Origin of the sequence: Sinomicrobium pectinilyticum (assembly GCF_003725735.1) — a bacterium.
Classification (GTDB): domain Bacteria; phylum Bacteroidota; class Bacteroidia; order Flavobacteriales; family Flavobacteriaceae; genus Sinomicrobium; species Sinomicrobium pectinilyticum.
Genome location: NZ_RJTM01000107.1, coordinates 1 through 16,685, shown reverse-complemented (window position 1 = coordinate 16,685; position 16,685 = coordinate 1). Strand labels below are relative to the sequence as shown.

Genomic DNA, 16,685 nt, shown 5'->3' with positions numbered 1-16,685 from the left:
TCCCCTCCCAAAAATAGGCTTGTATTCCCAAAAATATTATTCAATAGACTTTATAACGGCCTTGGGAGCCTCTTTACGGCTTCCGTCAAAGCCATCCACTCCACTCACCGTAGTATATTTCATTACGTATTTTTTACCAGGATTAATGATCTGGTATGCGGTTTGACACATTAAGGTAGCTTCATGGAATCCGCACAGGATAAGTTTCAGTTTTCCGGGATACGTATTCACATCCCCTATGGCAAAAATACCGGGAATATTGGTCTGAAAGTCCAGTGCGTTATTAACTTTTATAGCATTTTTTTCAATCTCAAGTCCCCAATTGGCTATCGGACCGAGCTTGGGTGCAAGTCCGAAAAGAGGTATAAAATGATCGGTTTCCAACAGTTCCGTTTCCCCGTCGCGGTCAATGGAAAGTGCTTCGAGTTTACCATTTCCGTGCAGGGCGGTAACTTCTGCGGGAGTGATCAGATTTATTTTTCCCAGTTTTTTGAGTTCCTGAACTTTTTCCACGGAATCCAGTGCTCCGCGAAACTCGTTCCGGCGGTGCACCAGGGTAACTTCTGAGGCCACATCTGCCAGGAAGATACTCCAGTCCAGGGCAGAATCACCTCCCCCGGCGATAACAACTTTCCGGTCCCTGTACATTTCAGGGTTCTTTATAAAATAGGCTACACCATTGTCTTCATACGCATCTATATTTTCCAACGGAGGTTTTCTCGGTTCAAAACTCCCGAGTCCGCCGGCAATGGCGATAACCGGGGCATGGTGCCTGGTTCCTTTATTCGTAGTTACAATAAAAGTACCGTCTTCCAGCTTTTCAATGGTTTCCGCCCGTTCTCCGAGGGTAAAACCAGGTTCGAAAGACCTGATCTGTTCCATCAGATTGTCTATCAGGTCTGCTGCCAGTACTTCGGGAAAACCGGGAATATCGTAGATGGGTTTTTTCGGATATATTTCGGACAATTGTCCGCCGGGTTGTGGCAGGGCATCAATAATGTGACATTTCAATTTTAATAACCCGGCCTCAAAAACTGCAAACAATCCCGTTGGACCGGCACCGATAATAAGTATATCTGTTTTAATCATTGTATAGTAAATTAGGATTTTCAACTTCTTTTTCCGGAATCCCGGAAAAATATGGCAATACAAATCCCTTTCCCTTTACCCCAAGCATAAAGGGAACTTCATACTGCCTTATCGTGCCCTAACTAACGCCTACGACCTGTTCTATCTGAGGAGCGTATTTTTTTATGGTAGTCTCCACTCCTGCCTTAAGTGTCATATGATTTACATGGCAGTCCGTGCAGGCCCCTTCCAGGCGTACTTTTACCAGTTTGCCGTCATCTATGGAAACCAGAGATATATTACCACCATCGCTTTTGAGAAAGGGGCGGATTTCTTCCAAGGCTTTTTCTACATTCAGTTTTAATTCTTCTTTTGTCATCTTTCCGAGTTTAAGACCTCTACCGGGATAATTACCATAATCTTCCTTCGGGGTCAGAATACTATTTTTTTTTCACTGCCGAACATCCGGCCATCGTCGTTATTTTTATTGCTTCGGTAGGTGGCAGGCTTTCGTTGCGGTTCACCACTTCCTGTACTACATTCTTCATAAGTTCTTCAAAGGCTTCCTCCAGAGGAGTTGCGGTCTGCAAAGCTACGGGACGTCCCACGTCTCCTGCTTCGCGGATACTCTGCACCAGCGGAATTTCTCCCAGGAAAGGAACATCCAGGTCCTCAGCCAGGTTTCTGGCTCCTTCCCTGCCGAAGATATAGTATTTGTTCTCCGGTAACTCTTCGGGGGTAAAATATGCCATATTCTCCACTATCCCCAGTACCGGTACATTAATACTCTCCTGCTGGAACATCGCTACTCCTTTTCTCGCATCGGCCAGTGCCACATTCTGCGGCGTGCTCACCACTACCGCCCCCGTGACCGGAAGCGACTGCATAATACTCAAATGAATGTCTCCTGTTCCCGGAGGAAGGTCTACCAGCAGAAAATCGAGTTCTCCCCATGCCGCATCAAAGATCATCTGGTTCAAGGCCTTGGAAGCCATAGGCCCACGCCATATTACCGCCTGGTTGGGCTGTGTAAAAAATCCGATAGACAGGACTTTAACGCCGTAGTTCTCTACGGGTTTCATTTTAGACTTTCCATCCACCTGCACGGCCAGGGGCCTTTCCCGCTCCACGTCGAGCATTATCGGGGCTGACGGGCCGTAGATATCGGCATCCAGCAATCCTACGTTAAATCCCATTTTGGCCAGGGTCACGGCCAAATTAACGGTTATAGTAGATTTCCCTACTCCTCCTTTTCCGGAAGCGACCGCTATGACATTCTTGATCCCCGGTATGGATTTTCCTTTTATCTGCGGCTTTTTTTCCGGGGCCTCTACCTTGAGGTTCACTTTTATTTTTGCCTTTTCATATACCTCATTGTGGATAGCCTTCAACACCTCCACTTCGGTCTTCTTCCGTGCCTGTAAACTGGGATTTTTTATAGTAATATCCACCACAACCTCATCGCCGAAGGTCATCACATTGGTCACAGCACCGCTGTCGACCATGTTTGTACCTTCACCGGGAACGGTTATGGTTTCCAATGCTTTTAATATTTCTTTTTTATCTAATTTCATTAGTACAGATTCATTCTAAATTAAATTCATTCTAAATTACAAAGATAAGGTTTCGCCGCCATATTTTAAAACCTTTATATAGAAATACTCAATTCCGGGATAGGTATCGTTTATTTCATACCGACGGCACTATCTCTTTTCGACCGGTCCGGATTTCTTCCCCGTATTTATTCTTTATCTCCCGTTACCCGGCCGAGTTCTTCGGAAGGGTCCCAAAAGATCTCCCCGAAGTTTTTTATCCGGCTGTCTTCAACCTCGGCTCCTTCGTTTTCCAGCAGTTGCTGCATGAGGTTGGTGCCTTCAAAATGGTGCTTGCCCGTCAGTATTCCCTTGCGGTTCACTACCCGGTGTGCCGGAACGTCTTCTCTGCCGTTGCAGGCGTTCATGGCCCAGCCCACCATACGTGCAGAACGGGCAGTGCCCAGATAACGGGCTATAGCTCCGTAGGACGTAACTCTTCCGTAAGGGATTTTCCTGGCTACGGCATATACTTTTTCAAAAAAGTTTTCATTATCGGGGTTCATGGAAATGTTTTCTGGTTTCAACTGGTTGGATTCTTTACGGGTAATCCCCCCTCTGCCTTCGGCATCTTCCCCCAAGGGTAGAAATTATTCATCTTTTTAACTTCATTATCCCATTATCAAATTATCTCATTGACACATTATCATATCAGCCAACCTCAAATTCGCTGTAAAAGATACGGATCAGCGTTATAATTACCAAAACCAGCATCAAACCGCTGAGTATGTAATCCGAATACTTGGTAAACCTCCCTTTACCCTGCATTTTGTTAAAGTAGACTACATAAATATACAGTGTAGCGAAAGTACCAAGCCCGGCAGCGAGGATAAAAATAAGGATATCCGTTACCTGGAACTTGATCCACCCGGAAACATTCCAGGCCGCATTAAGGCCGCAAAAATACGGAATAGGCAAGAGATTGACGGAAGATAGCAACATCCCCTTGAAAAAACTCTTTCGCTTGCTCACATAAACAGACCGTATTTTCTTTTCTTTCCGCTTTCTTCCGATCATAAAAAAATAGATGGCAAAAAAGGTAAAGACGATCACTGCCACCTTAAGCAGGGTATCTATAATATGCGGGTTCCTGTACAGGTATTTGGATACGAGCACCCCGATATAGGCCTGTCCTATGACAATCAGGGATGCACCGACAGAAAATAAAATGCCGTTTATTCTGCCCTTTAATGCACTTGTCTTTGCTGCCGTCATATTTACCAGTCCCGGGAGCATAACGCCCATAGAGGCCGCAGAAAATGTGGCAAAAAAGAGAATTACAGCATGTGTCATTGTCGGTTGGTTCTGTTTTCGGGAAATACGTATTTCCCTGTTATTTTCATTTCGGAAGGTCTCAGAGCCTGAATTTAATGTATGTTATCGGTTTTTGCTGCTCAAGATACTGTTTTTCGTAGAAAGTCTGTATACCGGTCACTTCCTCCGGCGAATATTCGTTGCCATACACATCGTGGTGCGCATAGAGTATTTCGCATCCCAGTCCATGCAGCAGGCCCAGGGTATAGCCGTGCATGAATTCGCTGTCTGTCTTGAGGTGAACAACCCCGTTTTCCTTTAAAATCCTTTTGTACTTTCTGAGAAAGTCCGGATTCGTAAGCCGGTGTTTGGTCCTTTTGTACTTTATCTGAGGATCGGGAAAGGTAATCCATATTTCATCCACTTCGCCCTGATCACAGAACAGGTCGATAAGTTCTATCTGGGTCCTCAGAAAAGCCACATTGCCCAGGTTTTCCTCCAGGGCGGTTTTTGCTCCTCTCCAGAAACGGGCACCTTTAATATCTACCCCTATGAAGTTCTTATCCGGGTATTTACGGGCAAGGTTCACCGCATATTCCCCTTTGCCGCAACCGAGTTCCAGCACAAGAGGGTTTTCGTTTTTAAAAAAATCGGATCTCCATTTTCCTTTAAGTGGAAACCCTCCGGAAATTATTTCGTCTCTCTCCGGTTGTATAACATTGGAAAATGTTTCGTTTTCCTTAAACCGCTTTAGCTTGTTTTTGCTGCCCACAACAATTATTTAATTTTTTGGCAAAATTAAGGAAATATTTATCTGTTTGGGAAATCCTTATTTTGCAGGTATGAATAACCGTATACTCGTTGCCCCCCTGAACTGGGGCCTGGGGCATGCTACCAGGTGTATTCCCGTCATACGGGCACTACAGCAAAACGGCTTTTGCCCCGTTATTGCTTCCGACGGCATTGCCCTGGAACTGCTGAAAAAGGAATTTCCTGAACTGGAAAGCCTTTACCTGCCTTCATACCAGGTAGAATATGCCAAGGAAGGGAAGTTTTTTAAATTGAAAATGATATGGGACTCCCCGAAAATGGTCAAAGCGATCGCCCGGGAAAAAAAACTGGTAAAAAAGATCATCCGCGAACGAAAGATACACGGTATTATTTCGGATAACCGGCTTGGTGTATATAACAAAAATGTCCCGTCGGTCTTTATAACTCACCAGCTTAACGTACTTACCGGGAGTACTTCCTGGCTCAGTTCGAGGGTACATCGCAAATTCATCCGCAAATTCGACCAGTGCTGGGTTCCGGATGTAGCGGGAAAACCCAACCTCAGCGGAAAACTCGGGCACCTGAAGAAAGAATCCCTCCCCGTTAAATATATCGGCCCCCTGAGCAGATTGCAGAAAAAGGAACTGGATCTCCGCTATGACCTGGCCATTATTCTCTCCGGACCGGAACCGCAACGCACTTTACTTGAAAACAAACTGGTAGGGGAAATCGGGGATTACCCCGGTAATATCCTTTTTGTAAGGGGTGAGATCGAGGTCACCCAGCATATAGAGAAAAAAGACAATATTGTCGTATATAATTTTATGCGGTCCGAAGAGCTGGAAACCGCCCTTAACCAGAGTGCCATGGTACTTTCCAGGTCGGGCTATACCACGATCATGGACCTGGTAAACCTGGGGAAAAAAGCATTTTTTATCCCCACCCCGGGGCAGTACGAACAGGAATACCTGGCAAAACGCCTGCATAAAAAAGGTATGGTTCCTTATGCCAGGCAAAAAGATTTCCGGATACAAATGCTTTCGGAAGTAGAAAAATACGACGGCCTTCCGGAGCTTCCCGTTAATAGCTTTGATTTTTCCGAATTATTTGAAATTTTTACAGTCCCGAAAGAGAATTTCGAAGTTTTGTAGAAAGTATTATTAGGAAGCTATGAAACTATTACTGGTTGCAGGCTTTTTAAACATGTCTACCTGAACCGTATTGTCACGAAATGCTGCTTAAGGTTCAGCATCAACTCCCCAACTAACAAACTCCCGGACAACATCAGGTTAAAATATGACCCGTCTACTTTGCAGATACGTTCTGCGGTTCTTCCGCTTTTTCCAATGTAAATGAGAATTCGGAACCGATACCGAAAACACTTTCCACGTATATTTTTTCGTTATGTGCTTCCATAATATGTTTTACTATGGAAAGTCCCAGGCCGGACCCTCCTTCTTTCCTGCTCCCGCTCTTGTCTACCCTGAAAAAACGCTCGAACAGTCGCGGGATATGCTGCTTTTCGATACCTTCTCCGTTATCCGTAACCCGGACAATTACTTTATTCTTTATCAGGTTCTCAATGCTCACCTCCGTCGTACCGTCGGGTTTTCCGTATTTTATAGAATTGACCATCAGGTTTGTAACCACCTGCTGAATGCGCTCTTTATCGGCACGCACCATGATCGGGTCTTCATATACCATATCGAAAGTGAGGGTAATATTCTTTTTTGCCGCTTTCATTTCCAGCAGGTCAAAAGAATTTTCCACCACCTCAACAATATTGAATACTTCGTAATCGAGGTGCAGGTCCCCCACCTCCAGTTTGGTTATCATGTCCAGATCGCGGACAATGTATATAAGCCGTTCCACACCCTTAGCCGCCCTTTGCAGGTATTTTTTACGGATGGCCTTATCTTTAATGGCGCCATCCAGCAAGGTGAGGATATACCCCTGTACGGTAAAAAGCGGTGTTTTCAGTTCGTGCGACACATTGCCTATGAATTCCTTACGATAAGTTTCCCTCACTTTCAGGGTTTCGATCTCCAGTTTCTTTCCCTGTGCAAACTTCTCGATCTCACGGGTCAGGGTAGCCATATCGGTAGTTATGGGTTGCTGGTGAAAAGAGGTGGATTCAAGGAGAGAGACATCATCATAGATCTTTTTTACCCTTTTATAGATAAAGCGCTCCACCCGGAACTGGATAATAAAGAAACAGAAGAGAAAATTGGCTAAGACAAAAACAGTTAATACCTTCCAGTAGACCTCAGCAGTCTCCGGGATAGAGAACAAATAGAGCAATAAGGTCACAAAAGCACCGGAAATTATAGTAATATATAAGGAAGAACGCAGTGCGAATTTATAGGATTTCTTTAGTTTTGCAGGCATCTCACAGGATTGATCTTTTCTTCCTTGCAAAGAAACGGAAAAAATATGGTTTGGTTTTAAACCGGTTGGACAGGGAAAGATAAATTTTGTATAGCAGCAGGCTGTAAAAGTGTAGCGAGGATAAACCGGACACCCTATACCTCCAACACCTCCCCCTGAAGGGGAGAGAGATCATTAATCTTTTAAATTTTACTTTTTGCCTTGAATCCTTTACTCCTTAACTCATCATCAAATTTCTCACATTGGTACATTACAACACAAACTTATACCCTACTCCTTTTACCGTATTGAAATGGTCGTCACCGATCTTTTCGCGGAGTTTACGGATATGGACATCGATAGTACGGCCACCGACAATAACTTCGTTACCCCATACTTTGTCAAGAATCTCTTCGCGCTTAAAGACTTTACCGGGCCTGGAAGCAAGAAGTGACAGCAGTTCGAATTCCTTTCGGGGCAGGATAATCTCATTGCCCTTTTGCACTATCTTATACTCATCCCTGTTTATGGTTATCTCCCCTACTTTCACCACAGTTTCCTCCGGTTCCTGCTGGTCCTTTAACCGGCGTAAAAGAGCTTTGACCTTGCTTATCAGAACTTTCGGTTTAATCGGTTTGGTGATATAGTCGTCGGCTCCCGCGTCAAAACCGGCCACCTGCGAATAATCCTCTCCCCTGGCTGTCAGGAAGGTGATTACGGTATTGGAAAGTTCAGGTATTTTACGAAGCTGTTCACAGGCTTCAATACCGTCCATTTCCGGCATCATCACGTCCAGGATAACCAGGTGCGGACGTTCTCTTTTGGCTTTTGATATGGCTTCCACACCATTGCCTGCCGTAGACACATTATACCCTTCGGTAGAAAGGTTATAACCTACGATTTCCAGAATATCCGGTTCGTCATCGACCAGTAAAATCCGGATGTCTCTTTTTTTCATGTGAATGTTAATTTACGTGGTGTTATTCATGCCAAAAGTAAAGATAATATTAAAAAATTAAAGCGGTTAACATTCTTTTAATCTCGTAACATAAATCTAACATCAGGGTTACATACATTTAATTTGTACGTAACACCATCTTTACAAAGTGCCCCTTTCTTTGCGGCAGAACAATTCCAAGTAACTGTTCTGAAAAACACAATTTCAGAAAACACAAAGAAATTAATTAAACCTGATTAAAATGAAGAAAATCAAATTTTTATCCATTTTTGCTTTACTGGCAGTATTTATCTCAGCTTGTTCCAGCGATGACGATTCTTCTACTCCGGAACCGGAACCAGGAGAGGAAGGAATAACTAAAAGTGGTATTCTTACAGAGAACGAAACCTGGACTGCCGATAATATTTACCTTTTGGAAGGTAAAGTAGTGGTTAATGACGGTGTAACACTGACTATTGAACCCGGTACTATTATAAAAGGTAAGGCCGGACAGGAATCTCTGGCCTCCGCATTGGTAGTAGATCAGGGAGGCAAACTTATGGCAGAAGGTACTGCAGATAATCCAATTATCTTCACTGCTGAATCTGACAATATCCAGCCTGGTGAGTTACAAGGTACCAACCTGGATCAAAATGATGTAGGTCTCTGGGGTGGTGTTATTGTTTTGGGAAGAGCGCCTATTTCTTATTCCGGTGATAATGAAACCGGTCAGATAGAAGGTATTCCTACTTCCGAGGATTTTGGAGAGTATGGAGGAAATGATCCTGAAGACAACTCTGGTGTACTTAAGTATATTTCTATTCGCCACGGTGGTATTACCATTGGCCAGGATAACGAAATCAACGGTCTTACCCTAGGTGGTGTTGGTAACGGTACCGTAGTGGAGAATATAGAGATTGTAGCTAATCAGGATGATGGTATTGAATGGTTTGGCGGTACTGTCAATGTAACCAATGCTTTGGTTTGGTCTCAAGGTGATGACGGTTTTGATACTGACGAAGCCTGGAGTGGAACTTTAGATAACGGAGTTGTGATCATGGGTACAGAATCCGGGACCGGTCTTGAAATGGACGGACCAGCCGGGGCCACTACTCATCCGAATCCCGATCAACAACATACCCTTAAAAACATTACTTTGATAGGTGCAGGAACTTCCAGCAATTATGCCGATCTGAGAGATGGCCTGTTGGTTAATCTTGAAAATGTATTTGCGTATGGTTTTGGAGAAACCGCTAGGGTAAAAATTAATGGTCAAGATTCCCGTGATGAACTTGCTAATGATAATATTACGTTCTCAAACTGGCAAATAATATTACCCGAAGGCGTAGCCATAGAAGACATTATTATAGGTAAATATCCTGATCCTAATGACAGTGATAACGAATTAGACATGGAGATAGCTTCAGAAAAATTCATCGACAATGCCGAAGGTGTAGAAGCAGGAAGCGTGGGTGCCAATACCTCTGTATTTGAATGGACGTATGCATTTGCTATGGGTGTTGAGTTCTAAATAACAACATGCTAAATCCAACATTTCAGTAAAAAATGTCCAGAGGTCTTTCCCCTGGGCATTTTCTTTAATTTATAAAAAAACTAAAATTTCCACTTGACACGATGTTAAAGAATCTTTTTTCAGTTATTTTAATTTCGGCCGTTACACAGCTGTTGTCCGCCCAGTCGGGTACGGTTACCGGAAAAATAATGGACGGTGAGTTTAATGATGTACTGCCCTTTGCCAATATAGTAGTAAAGGGTACCACTACCGGGACCACTTCTGATTTTGACGGTCTTTATTCCTTAGATATGGAAGCCGGAACCCATACCCTGGTATTTTCGTTCGTAGGCTATGAAACTAAGGAAATCACCGGAGTAGAGGTATCTCCCGACGGTACTGTAGAATTGAATGTTACCTTAAACCTTTCTTCTACGGCCCTGGATGAAGTAGTAGTAACCACTACCACCCGGAAAAACACCGAAGCTTCGGTACTCAATCTTCAGAAAAATTCCGTTTCTCTCATGGACGGGCTTTCTTCCGAAGGAATTAAAAAAACAGGGGCCAGTGACATTGCTTCGGCAGTGAAGCGGGTACCAGGCGTATCGGTACAAGACGGAAAGTATGTATATGTACGTGGTCTGGGTGACCGTTATACCAAATCCATTCTCAACGGTATGGATATCCCTGGTCTGGACCCTGACAAAAACACGGTGCAGATGGATATTTTTCCTACCAATATCCTTGAAAACCTTATCGTACTGAAATCAGCTTCTGCTGAACTCCCAGCCGACTTTACCGGAGGGGTGGTAAATATTGTGACCAAGGATTTTCCTTCTTCAAAGCAAATGTCCTTTTCCATATCAGGTGGCTTTAATCCGGATATGCATTTTAAAGACAATTACCTGAGTTATGAGGGTGGCGGCACCGATTTTCTGGGATTTGACGACGGCACCAGGAAACTACCTATTTCATCCAAAACCAATGTACCTCTTCCCCCCTCCGACAATGGGACTCTGGAAGGTATAACCCGTTCTTTTGATCCTAACATGGCCGCGCAACGGGAAAATTCAATGCCAAATTTAAGCCTGAGTTTCAGCTACGGGAACCAGTTCGATGTAGGGAATGGGAACAAATTAGGCCTTATTGCCTCTGTGGATTATAAAAACACCACTTCTTTTTATGAAGGTTTTGACGATGGAATATATCAAAAATGGACGGAACCTGACCTGTATGAACTACGGTACGATCGCAGGAGGGTAGGTGATCTGGGAATCAATAATGTATTACTTTCCGGGTTGGCCGGACTCTCTTATAAAACAGAAAGGTCCAAATACCGATTCAATATCCTGCACCTTCAGAATGGAGAAAACCAAGCCTCACTTTACAACCAGGATACACAGGTTTCTAACTCTATCCGGGTGTTCAAAAATTACCTGGAATACAAGCAACGTTCGGTAACCAACCTGTTATTCTCAGGTAAGCATTCCAATGAGGACGCTTCATTCACCACGGAGTGGAGTGTATCGCCTACCCGGGCCAACGTGCAGGACAAGGATGCCAGGCTTACTACCTTTATCATCAATAATGATGGGACCAATAGTATAAGTTCTGATGCCGGTTACCCGGTACGGCTTTGGCGCGATTTGGTAGAGACCAATCTCGTGGGGAAAGTTGATTTCACCAAAAACTTTTCCATGTTCAACAGGAAATCCCTGTTGAAGTTCGGGGGGCTTTACAGTTACAAGCAACGGGATTACAGCATATACAGTTACGATATCGGATTTCGTGCCATCAGCACCGTAGGTTTTAACGGCGATCCCGATGCCATACTTGCCCCGGAAAACATCTGGACACCCGAAACTAACTCAGGATCTTTCATCCGGGGTAATTTTCAACCGGCTAATACTTTCGATGCGAACCAGAATACAGCAGCCCTTTACGTTTCAGGAGAGTTTAAGCCCTTTGAAAAACTCAGGGCGGTGATTGGTCTGAGGGGCGAATATTTTACGCATTTCTTTACCGGGCAAAACAATAACGGTACAAGAGAACTGAATGACGAGAAAGTCCTGGATGATTTTAACCTGTTCCCTTCAGCTAACCTGATTTATGAATTAAGGGACAATATGAACCTTCGTGGCTCGTACTCCAGAACTATTGCACGTCCGAGTTTTAAAGAAAAATCACTCGTTGAAATTTCCGACCTCCTTACCGGAATGGTATTTATCGGAAATCTGGATTTAGCACCTACTGAAATTGACAATATAGATTTGAGATGGGAATTATTTGGTGAAGATGCCCAAATATTTGCTGTCAGCGGGTTCTACAAGAATTTTAAAAATCCTATTGAAATTGTAGCTTATGATAATAGGGCTCCGACCAATATTACTCCCCGGAACTCTCCATCCGCACAAGTAGTGGGAGTAGAATTTGAAGCTCGTAAGCATTTAGGATTTATTACCGAAGGATTGAAAAACCTATCCTTAAACCTGAATGTTTCCCTGATAGACTCTAAAATTGATATGGCCCCTCAGGAATATGAAGGCCGTACTAATTTTCGTAAGGAAGGTGAGACTATTGATGATACAAGGGAACTTCAGGGGCAATCCCCTTATTTGATCAATGCCGGATTAAATTATAAAAGTGAAGAAATAGGGTTGGAAAGCGGGCTATTCTATAATGTTCAGGGTAAAACCCTGGAGGTAGTAGGTTCCGCCGGACTAAACCCCGACGTGTATACCATGCCCTTTAATAGCCTAAACTTTAATTTTTCCAAAATGTTTGGCAAAGATCAACGTTCTAAAATAAGCATCAAAGTAGATAACTTACTGGACGATGACAGGGAAAGCCAGTATGAGTCCTTCCGTGCCGAAAACCAGAACTTCTCTTTCCGTGCACCAGGCAGGGAGTTTTCAATCGGATATAGTTACCGGTTTTAGTAATATAGCTTTATATTTTATCAGGTTTGAGGTTGTCTTCTATGGGAGGCAACCTCTTTTTGTTTGTATGGTTTTATTTCCATGCTTTCCGGACAAGTATATACACCTCGAAATAAAGAAGAAGGGTAAATCCTTTCCTATTCGTTTTATGGAAGCACTCTGTTGTTCAAAATAAAAAATCCACGGCCCAAAAATGTTCAGAAAAGTAAGGGTTTGATAAAAATGTCCCTCTCAGAGAAGTTAGGGGTTCAGGTAAAGAGTTGACACAATCGCTCGATATTTGTTAACGTAAGAATAACCCTACTGTAACATTACAGATAATCATTCAATCTATTTTAGTCACACCTAATCTTTAAAAAATTTACCATGAAAAAAACTTTTGTACTATTATTCCTTTTATTTATATCCCTTATTACATATTCCCAATCTTTAAATATTAGGAATTTTAAAATTACTGCCGAAAGGAATAAATTATTTACTTTCGGTTCAGGAAAATTTGATTATCAATTTGAAATCAAAGGGGATTACTCATACAACACAAATGGTCATTATCAAATTGACCTCATAATATATTACGAAAGCGTCACCCCAAATAATGAGATAGGCAGAATATACTGGAATCGGGAAAATGATGAAGATTTAATATTTGATTCCTATACCCTAACAAAGATGTGGGTCAATCCCTTTACAAATTGGGAAGATAGAAATTTTTATACAAATCCTGGTAAGAAGTTTATTCTGGTAGCAAAATACGCCGGTATTACAAAACAATATACTTACACCATACCGGACGGAGATAATGATGGTGATGGAGTTCCAAACGGTCAAGATGACTGCCCTAATGAACCCGGCCCCTCTTCTAACGATGGTTGTCCGGAAGGAGAAGCCGATCTTGTCCTTGACAAATCCGGTACAATAATTAGCAGTGAGTGTAGTAGCTGTCCCGGACCTCTCAGTAACCTGGGTTCGCAACGTCATATCATTTCCAGAAACGCGGGGATACTTAGTTTCAACCTGATTATTGTAGATAACCAAGGTAGTGCCAGTGCAGGAAGTTCAAAAATAGGATTGTATCTATCTTCAGATAACAAACTCGACAGTAACGATTTTAAATTTAGTACGACCTTTTCTCTTTCTTCCATCAATGCGGGAAGTTCAAAAGATTCTTCGGGAAGCATATTCGGTTCTGATTTTGACTACAATCAAGCATTTGGCAATTATTACCTGCTATTGGTCCTGGATGTTAATAAATCCATAGATGAAAGTAACGAGGCCAATAATGTAACAGCCATCCCTATCAGATACAGGGAAAATTTTTAAATACAGACAACAAAATTCATTATTAACGCCGCTTTTTAAAAGCCATAATACTAAAAAAATGAAAACTCAATTTATAACATACTGTTCTATACTTTTGTTTAGTATCTGTTTCATTTCATGCTCTAATGATGACAATAACCTTGACCAGGAAGGTCCTGAACTCAGTGCTAAAGGAGACGCCATTATGTTCAGTTATCAAGATCAATCTTTTCGGGACAGCCTTAATCTTCAACTCATTTTTCCCGCTCAGGATACTATTACATCAAAGTCGAACAGATGGGTCTACCTCGGGTTTTATAATGAATCTGAAAAAAATGAGTGGTACTCTATTCCGGGAGTCAGACAGGAGAAAAATTATAAAATTTATAATGAGCATGAAAAAGATTCATCAAATCCCGAACTTGTAAAGTTTAAAATCATTACCGAACAGGCCAAAAGCTCAGAATCATATGGAAACACGCTCAATTATAAAGAATTAAAAATCATAGCCATAAAACCTGAGGCCATACGCAACCTTACCCCGGCCGACCTTGACTTTAAAGATTTTTTTGCTGTAATGGACTATTTCGGCCTGAATAAGGAATAAGCTATTTACATTCTCCGGCACCGTTTTTAAACAGAGGGCAATTTTCATTTGCATACAACCGTTATTACACTTCGTAATAGCGGTTTTTTTTCATTGCCGTGAACGGTTTGGAATAAAAATTGAACCGTTTGAGTTAGTCTCTGTATGAATTCTGATATACTTTTATAAATAATATCGTATCGGATTAACAAAATATTAGCAACGGGGAAATGATTTTTTAATAAATTTGTATATACCTAATAATGTGGCCAATGAAAAAAATTTACCTTCTGATCCTAATGCTCGGTTTTTTATCTGCGGGGCACTCCCAGGAAAAACAAACGAAAACGCCTTACAGGACCAACTACAGGGCTCTTGTAACCAGGCCTAAACAGGATACGATCCCGAAGAAGGACATAGAAGAACTTCGCTTGTTTCCCAATCCGGTTACTGACGGTATGGTAGTGATACATTCCAGGAAAAACCTTCCCAAAAACGTATCCATTTACGATGTACTCGGAAAAGAAGTGCTGCGTACCAAAATAAACGGAAAAACCCTCAATGTCTCCTCCCTCAATGCAGGGGTTTATATCATAAAGGTCACGGAGACGAATAATATATCCACCAGAAAACTGGTCATAAAGTAGGATTCCGGCCCGTACAATCAACTACCTCGGGACAACCCACGAGATATCCAAAGGAGTCACGCCTTAGCCCATTTCGATGCAGAGCATCGGGGAATTAAACCCATTTAATGGGATTAAAACTACTCCCTACCCTTTCAAAGGGAAATAATATACATTTCCACAAAAACTGTGTAGGTTTTACACATTCCCCCTCATCTCATATTCCCACCCGAAAGAACAACATAACAAATGATTTCGGATTTGAACTGAAGCTTAAAACTTATCCTCTATAACCAGGGGTACATTTGCCAATCCGCGGTTAAAAAATATCCGCCGGGCATCATTTCCTTCCCGTTCCGGCTGATGTCTGCAAAAATGCTTTCGGATAATTTTATTATATTTATCCTATCCCCATAATATATTTCACTAAACATTAATTACCAGCAAAACCGTGTTCAATGAAAACATTTATACTTCTGTGCTTTATTCCGATTAGTATTACTTATGCACAACATACCGTCCAATGGCAGGCAGATTCTGTATCGCCGTCCGCCCAACTCTCCGAACTTTCCTGGATAGCCGGTTACTGGGAAGGTACAGCCTTAGGAGGGACAACCGAAGAAATATGGAGTTCCCCCCTGGGCGGCTCCATGATGGGATCTTTTAAACTCGTAGTGAACGACCTGGTAAAATTTTATGAATTGTGCACCATCAGCCAGCAGGAAGGAACCCTGCTGTTGCGTATCAAACATTTTGACCGGGATTTAAAAGGCTGGGAAGAAAAAGACGAAAGTGAAGAGTTCCGCCTGGTCCGTATGGAAAAAGACAAAGCATATTTTGACGGGCTCACCTTTGAAAAGATCGGGGAGGACGAAATTAATATCCATGTCTTTTTCGAGGAATCCGCCGAAGAAATGACGTTTCATTACAAACGTGCGAAGTAATGGCCAGAAATTGCCTGGAATGCGGAGAAAAAGTTTCCGGACGGACCGACAAGAAGTTTTGCAGCGATCATTGCAGGAATACCTATAATAACCGACTGAACAAGGACAGCAAAAACCTTATCCGGAACATTAATAACAAACTCCGCAAAAACTACAGGATATTATCGGAACTCAATCCGAAAGATAAAGCGAGGACCACAAAAATGAGGCTTATGGAAAAAGGATTCGATTTCGAATACTTTACCAATACCTATACCACCAGGAAAGGCACCATATATTATTTTCTCTATGACCTGGGGTATCTTCCCCTGGAAAATGATTTTTATATGCTGGTGAGAAAAAACTGAAATTCACCGGTAATACGTCATTGAAATACCTCTGTATAGCATAAAAATATGCCTGGTAATATATTCTCAGATGCATTTGCCTTATGTGGGGTGTTAACGTTACGGATAAACTACTTTAACATGAATATTATTTAGAGCTTTTGAAAGTAAAGGTATTTTTAAGACTTTAATCTCATTCGGATTTTTCCCTGAAGGCCTCCTTCGATCGGGCTAACACTTGCGCAGATTACCCGGAAACACTACTGATATTCATCGGGACGGTGGAACAAACCAGGGAATTATGTATTCCCGGGTAAGCCTGAATAGTGCCATTTAAGGGATTGGGTATACGCCAAACCCATTCCCTTTAGCGGTCAACGTAACTGTATATGCCGCTAAACAAATCCCTTTAACGGCTAACCCATTCCCTTTAGCCGTCAACATAACCCGGTTAACCGCTTAA

General features: G+C 42.5%; 16 protein-coding genes. 8 read left to right on the top strand and 8 right to left on the bottom strand.

The features are described from left to right. Positions 1–36: 36 nt before the first annotated feature. The 6 genes from ED312_RS15515 to trmB form a co-directional block, all read right to left on the bottom strand. A complete protein-coding gene (locus ED312_RS15515; RefSeq protein WP_123216936.1) occupies positions 37–1,089 on the bottom strand; it encodes an NAD(P)/FAD-dependent oxidoreductase in 1,053 nt (350 codons plus the stop codon). 118 nt (positions 1,090–1,207) lie between these two features. After that, complete coding sequence (locus tag ED312_RS15510; protein ID WP_123216935.1) at positions 1,208–1,447, bottom strand: NifU family protein; 240 nt, start codon at positions 1,445–1,447, stop codon at positions 1,208–1,210. A gap of 61 nt (positions 1,448–1,508) precedes the next feature. Then, positions 1,509–2,642, bottom strand: coding sequence for an Mrp/NBP35 family ATP-binding protein (locus tag ED312_RS15505; RefSeq protein WP_123216934.1), 1,134 nt, complete (start codon positions 2,640–2,642; stop codon positions 1,509–1,511). Positions 2,643–2,809: 167 nt separating this feature from the next. Then, positions 2,810–3,166, bottom strand: coding sequence for an MGMT family protein (locus ED312_RS15500; protein ID WP_123217002.1), 357 nt, complete (start codon positions 3,164–3,166; stop codon positions 2,810–2,812). A 145-nt stretch (positions 3,167–3,311) separates the two neighbouring features. Continuing rightward, positions 3,312–3,953, bottom strand: coding sequence for a LysE family transporter (locus ED312_RS15495; protein ID WP_123216933.1), 642 nt, complete (start codon positions 3,951–3,953; stop codon positions 3,312–3,314). Between the two features lie 61 nt (positions 3,954–4,014). Then, complete coding sequence (gene trmB, locus ED312_RS15490) at positions 4,015–4,686, bottom strand: tRNA (guanosine(46)-N7)-methyltransferase TrmB (RefSeq protein WP_123216932.1); 672 nt, start codon at positions 4,684–4,686, stop codon at positions 4,015–4,017. 70 nt (positions 4,687–4,756) lie between these two features. Here trmB and ED312_RS15485 point away from each other — a divergent pair, with 70 nt between their 5' ends. Next, the gene (locus tag ED312_RS15485) at positions 4,757–5,836 is read left to right on the top strand and encodes a glycosyltransferase (protein ID WP_123217001.1); all 1,080 of its coding nucleotides are present in this window, start codon (positions 4,757–4,759) and stop codon (positions 5,834–5,836) included. 154 nt (positions 5,837–5,990) lie between these two features. On the opposite strand, the gene ED312_RS15480 is transcribed toward ED312_RS15485, so the two are convergent. Next, positions 5,991–7,073 carry a sensor histidine kinase gene (locus ED312_RS15480; protein WP_123216931.1) on the bottom strand — a complete coding sequence of 361 codons (1,083 nt, stop codon included), beginning with the start codon at positions 7,071–7,073 and terminating at the stop codon, positions 5,991–5,993. 250 nt (positions 7,074–7,323) lie between these two features. Further along, on the bottom strand, positions 7,324–8,010 hold the full coding sequence (locus ED312_RS15475) for a response regulator transcription factor (protein WP_123216930.1): 687 nt from the start codon (positions 8,008–8,010) through the stop codon (positions 7,324–7,326). A 241-nt stretch (positions 8,011–8,251) separates the two neighbouring features. On the opposite strand from ED312_RS15475, the gene ED312_RS15470 reads away from it, so the two are divergent. From ED312_RS15470 to ED312_RS15440, 7 genes are all read left to right on the top strand, one after another. Beyond that, positions 8,252–9,520 carry a hypothetical protein gene (locus ED312_RS15470; protein WP_123216929.1) on the top strand — a complete coding sequence of 423 codons (1,269 nt, stop codon included), beginning with the start codon at positions 8,252–8,254 and terminating at the stop codon, positions 9,518–9,520. A 104-nt stretch (positions 9,521–9,624) separates the two neighbouring features. Next, a complete protein-coding gene (locus ED312_RS15465; protein WP_123216928.1) occupies positions 9,625–12,441 on the top strand; it encodes a TonB-dependent receptor in 2,817 nt (938 codons plus the stop codon). 366 nt (positions 12,442–12,807) lie between these two features. After that, positions 12,808–13,761: a CARDB domain-containing protein gene (locus ED312_RS15460; protein ID WP_123216927.1), complete on the top strand. Its 954-nt coding sequence runs from the start codon at positions 12,808–12,810 to the stop codon at positions 13,759–13,761. Positions 13,762–13,819: 58 nt separating this feature from the next. After that, positions 13,820–14,347, top strand: coding sequence for a hypothetical protein (locus tag ED312_RS15455; protein ID WP_123216926.1), 528 nt, complete (start codon positions 13,820–13,822; stop codon positions 14,345–14,347). Between the two features lie 251 nt (positions 14,348–14,598). Then, positions 14,599–14,973 carry a T9SS type A sorting domain-containing protein gene (locus tag ED312_RS15450; RefSeq protein ID WP_170164533.1) on the top strand — a complete coding sequence of 125 codons (375 nt, stop codon included), beginning with the start codon at positions 14,599–14,601 and terminating at the stop codon, positions 14,971–14,973. Between the two features lie 437 nt (positions 14,974–15,410). Further along, entirely contained in the window at positions 15,411–15,896 is a 486-nt protein-coding gene (locus ED312_RS15445; protein WP_123216924.1) for a DUF6265 family protein, read from the top strand. Continuing rightward, positions 15,896–16,243, top strand: coding sequence for a hypothetical protein (locus tag ED312_RS15440; RefSeq protein WP_123216923.1), 348 nt, complete (start codon positions 15,896–15,898; stop codon positions 16,241–16,243). The genes ED312_RS15445 and ED312_RS15440 overlap by 1 nt, the downstream gene beginning before the upstream one ends. The last annotated feature ends 442 nt before the right edge of the window (positions 16,244–16,685 follow it).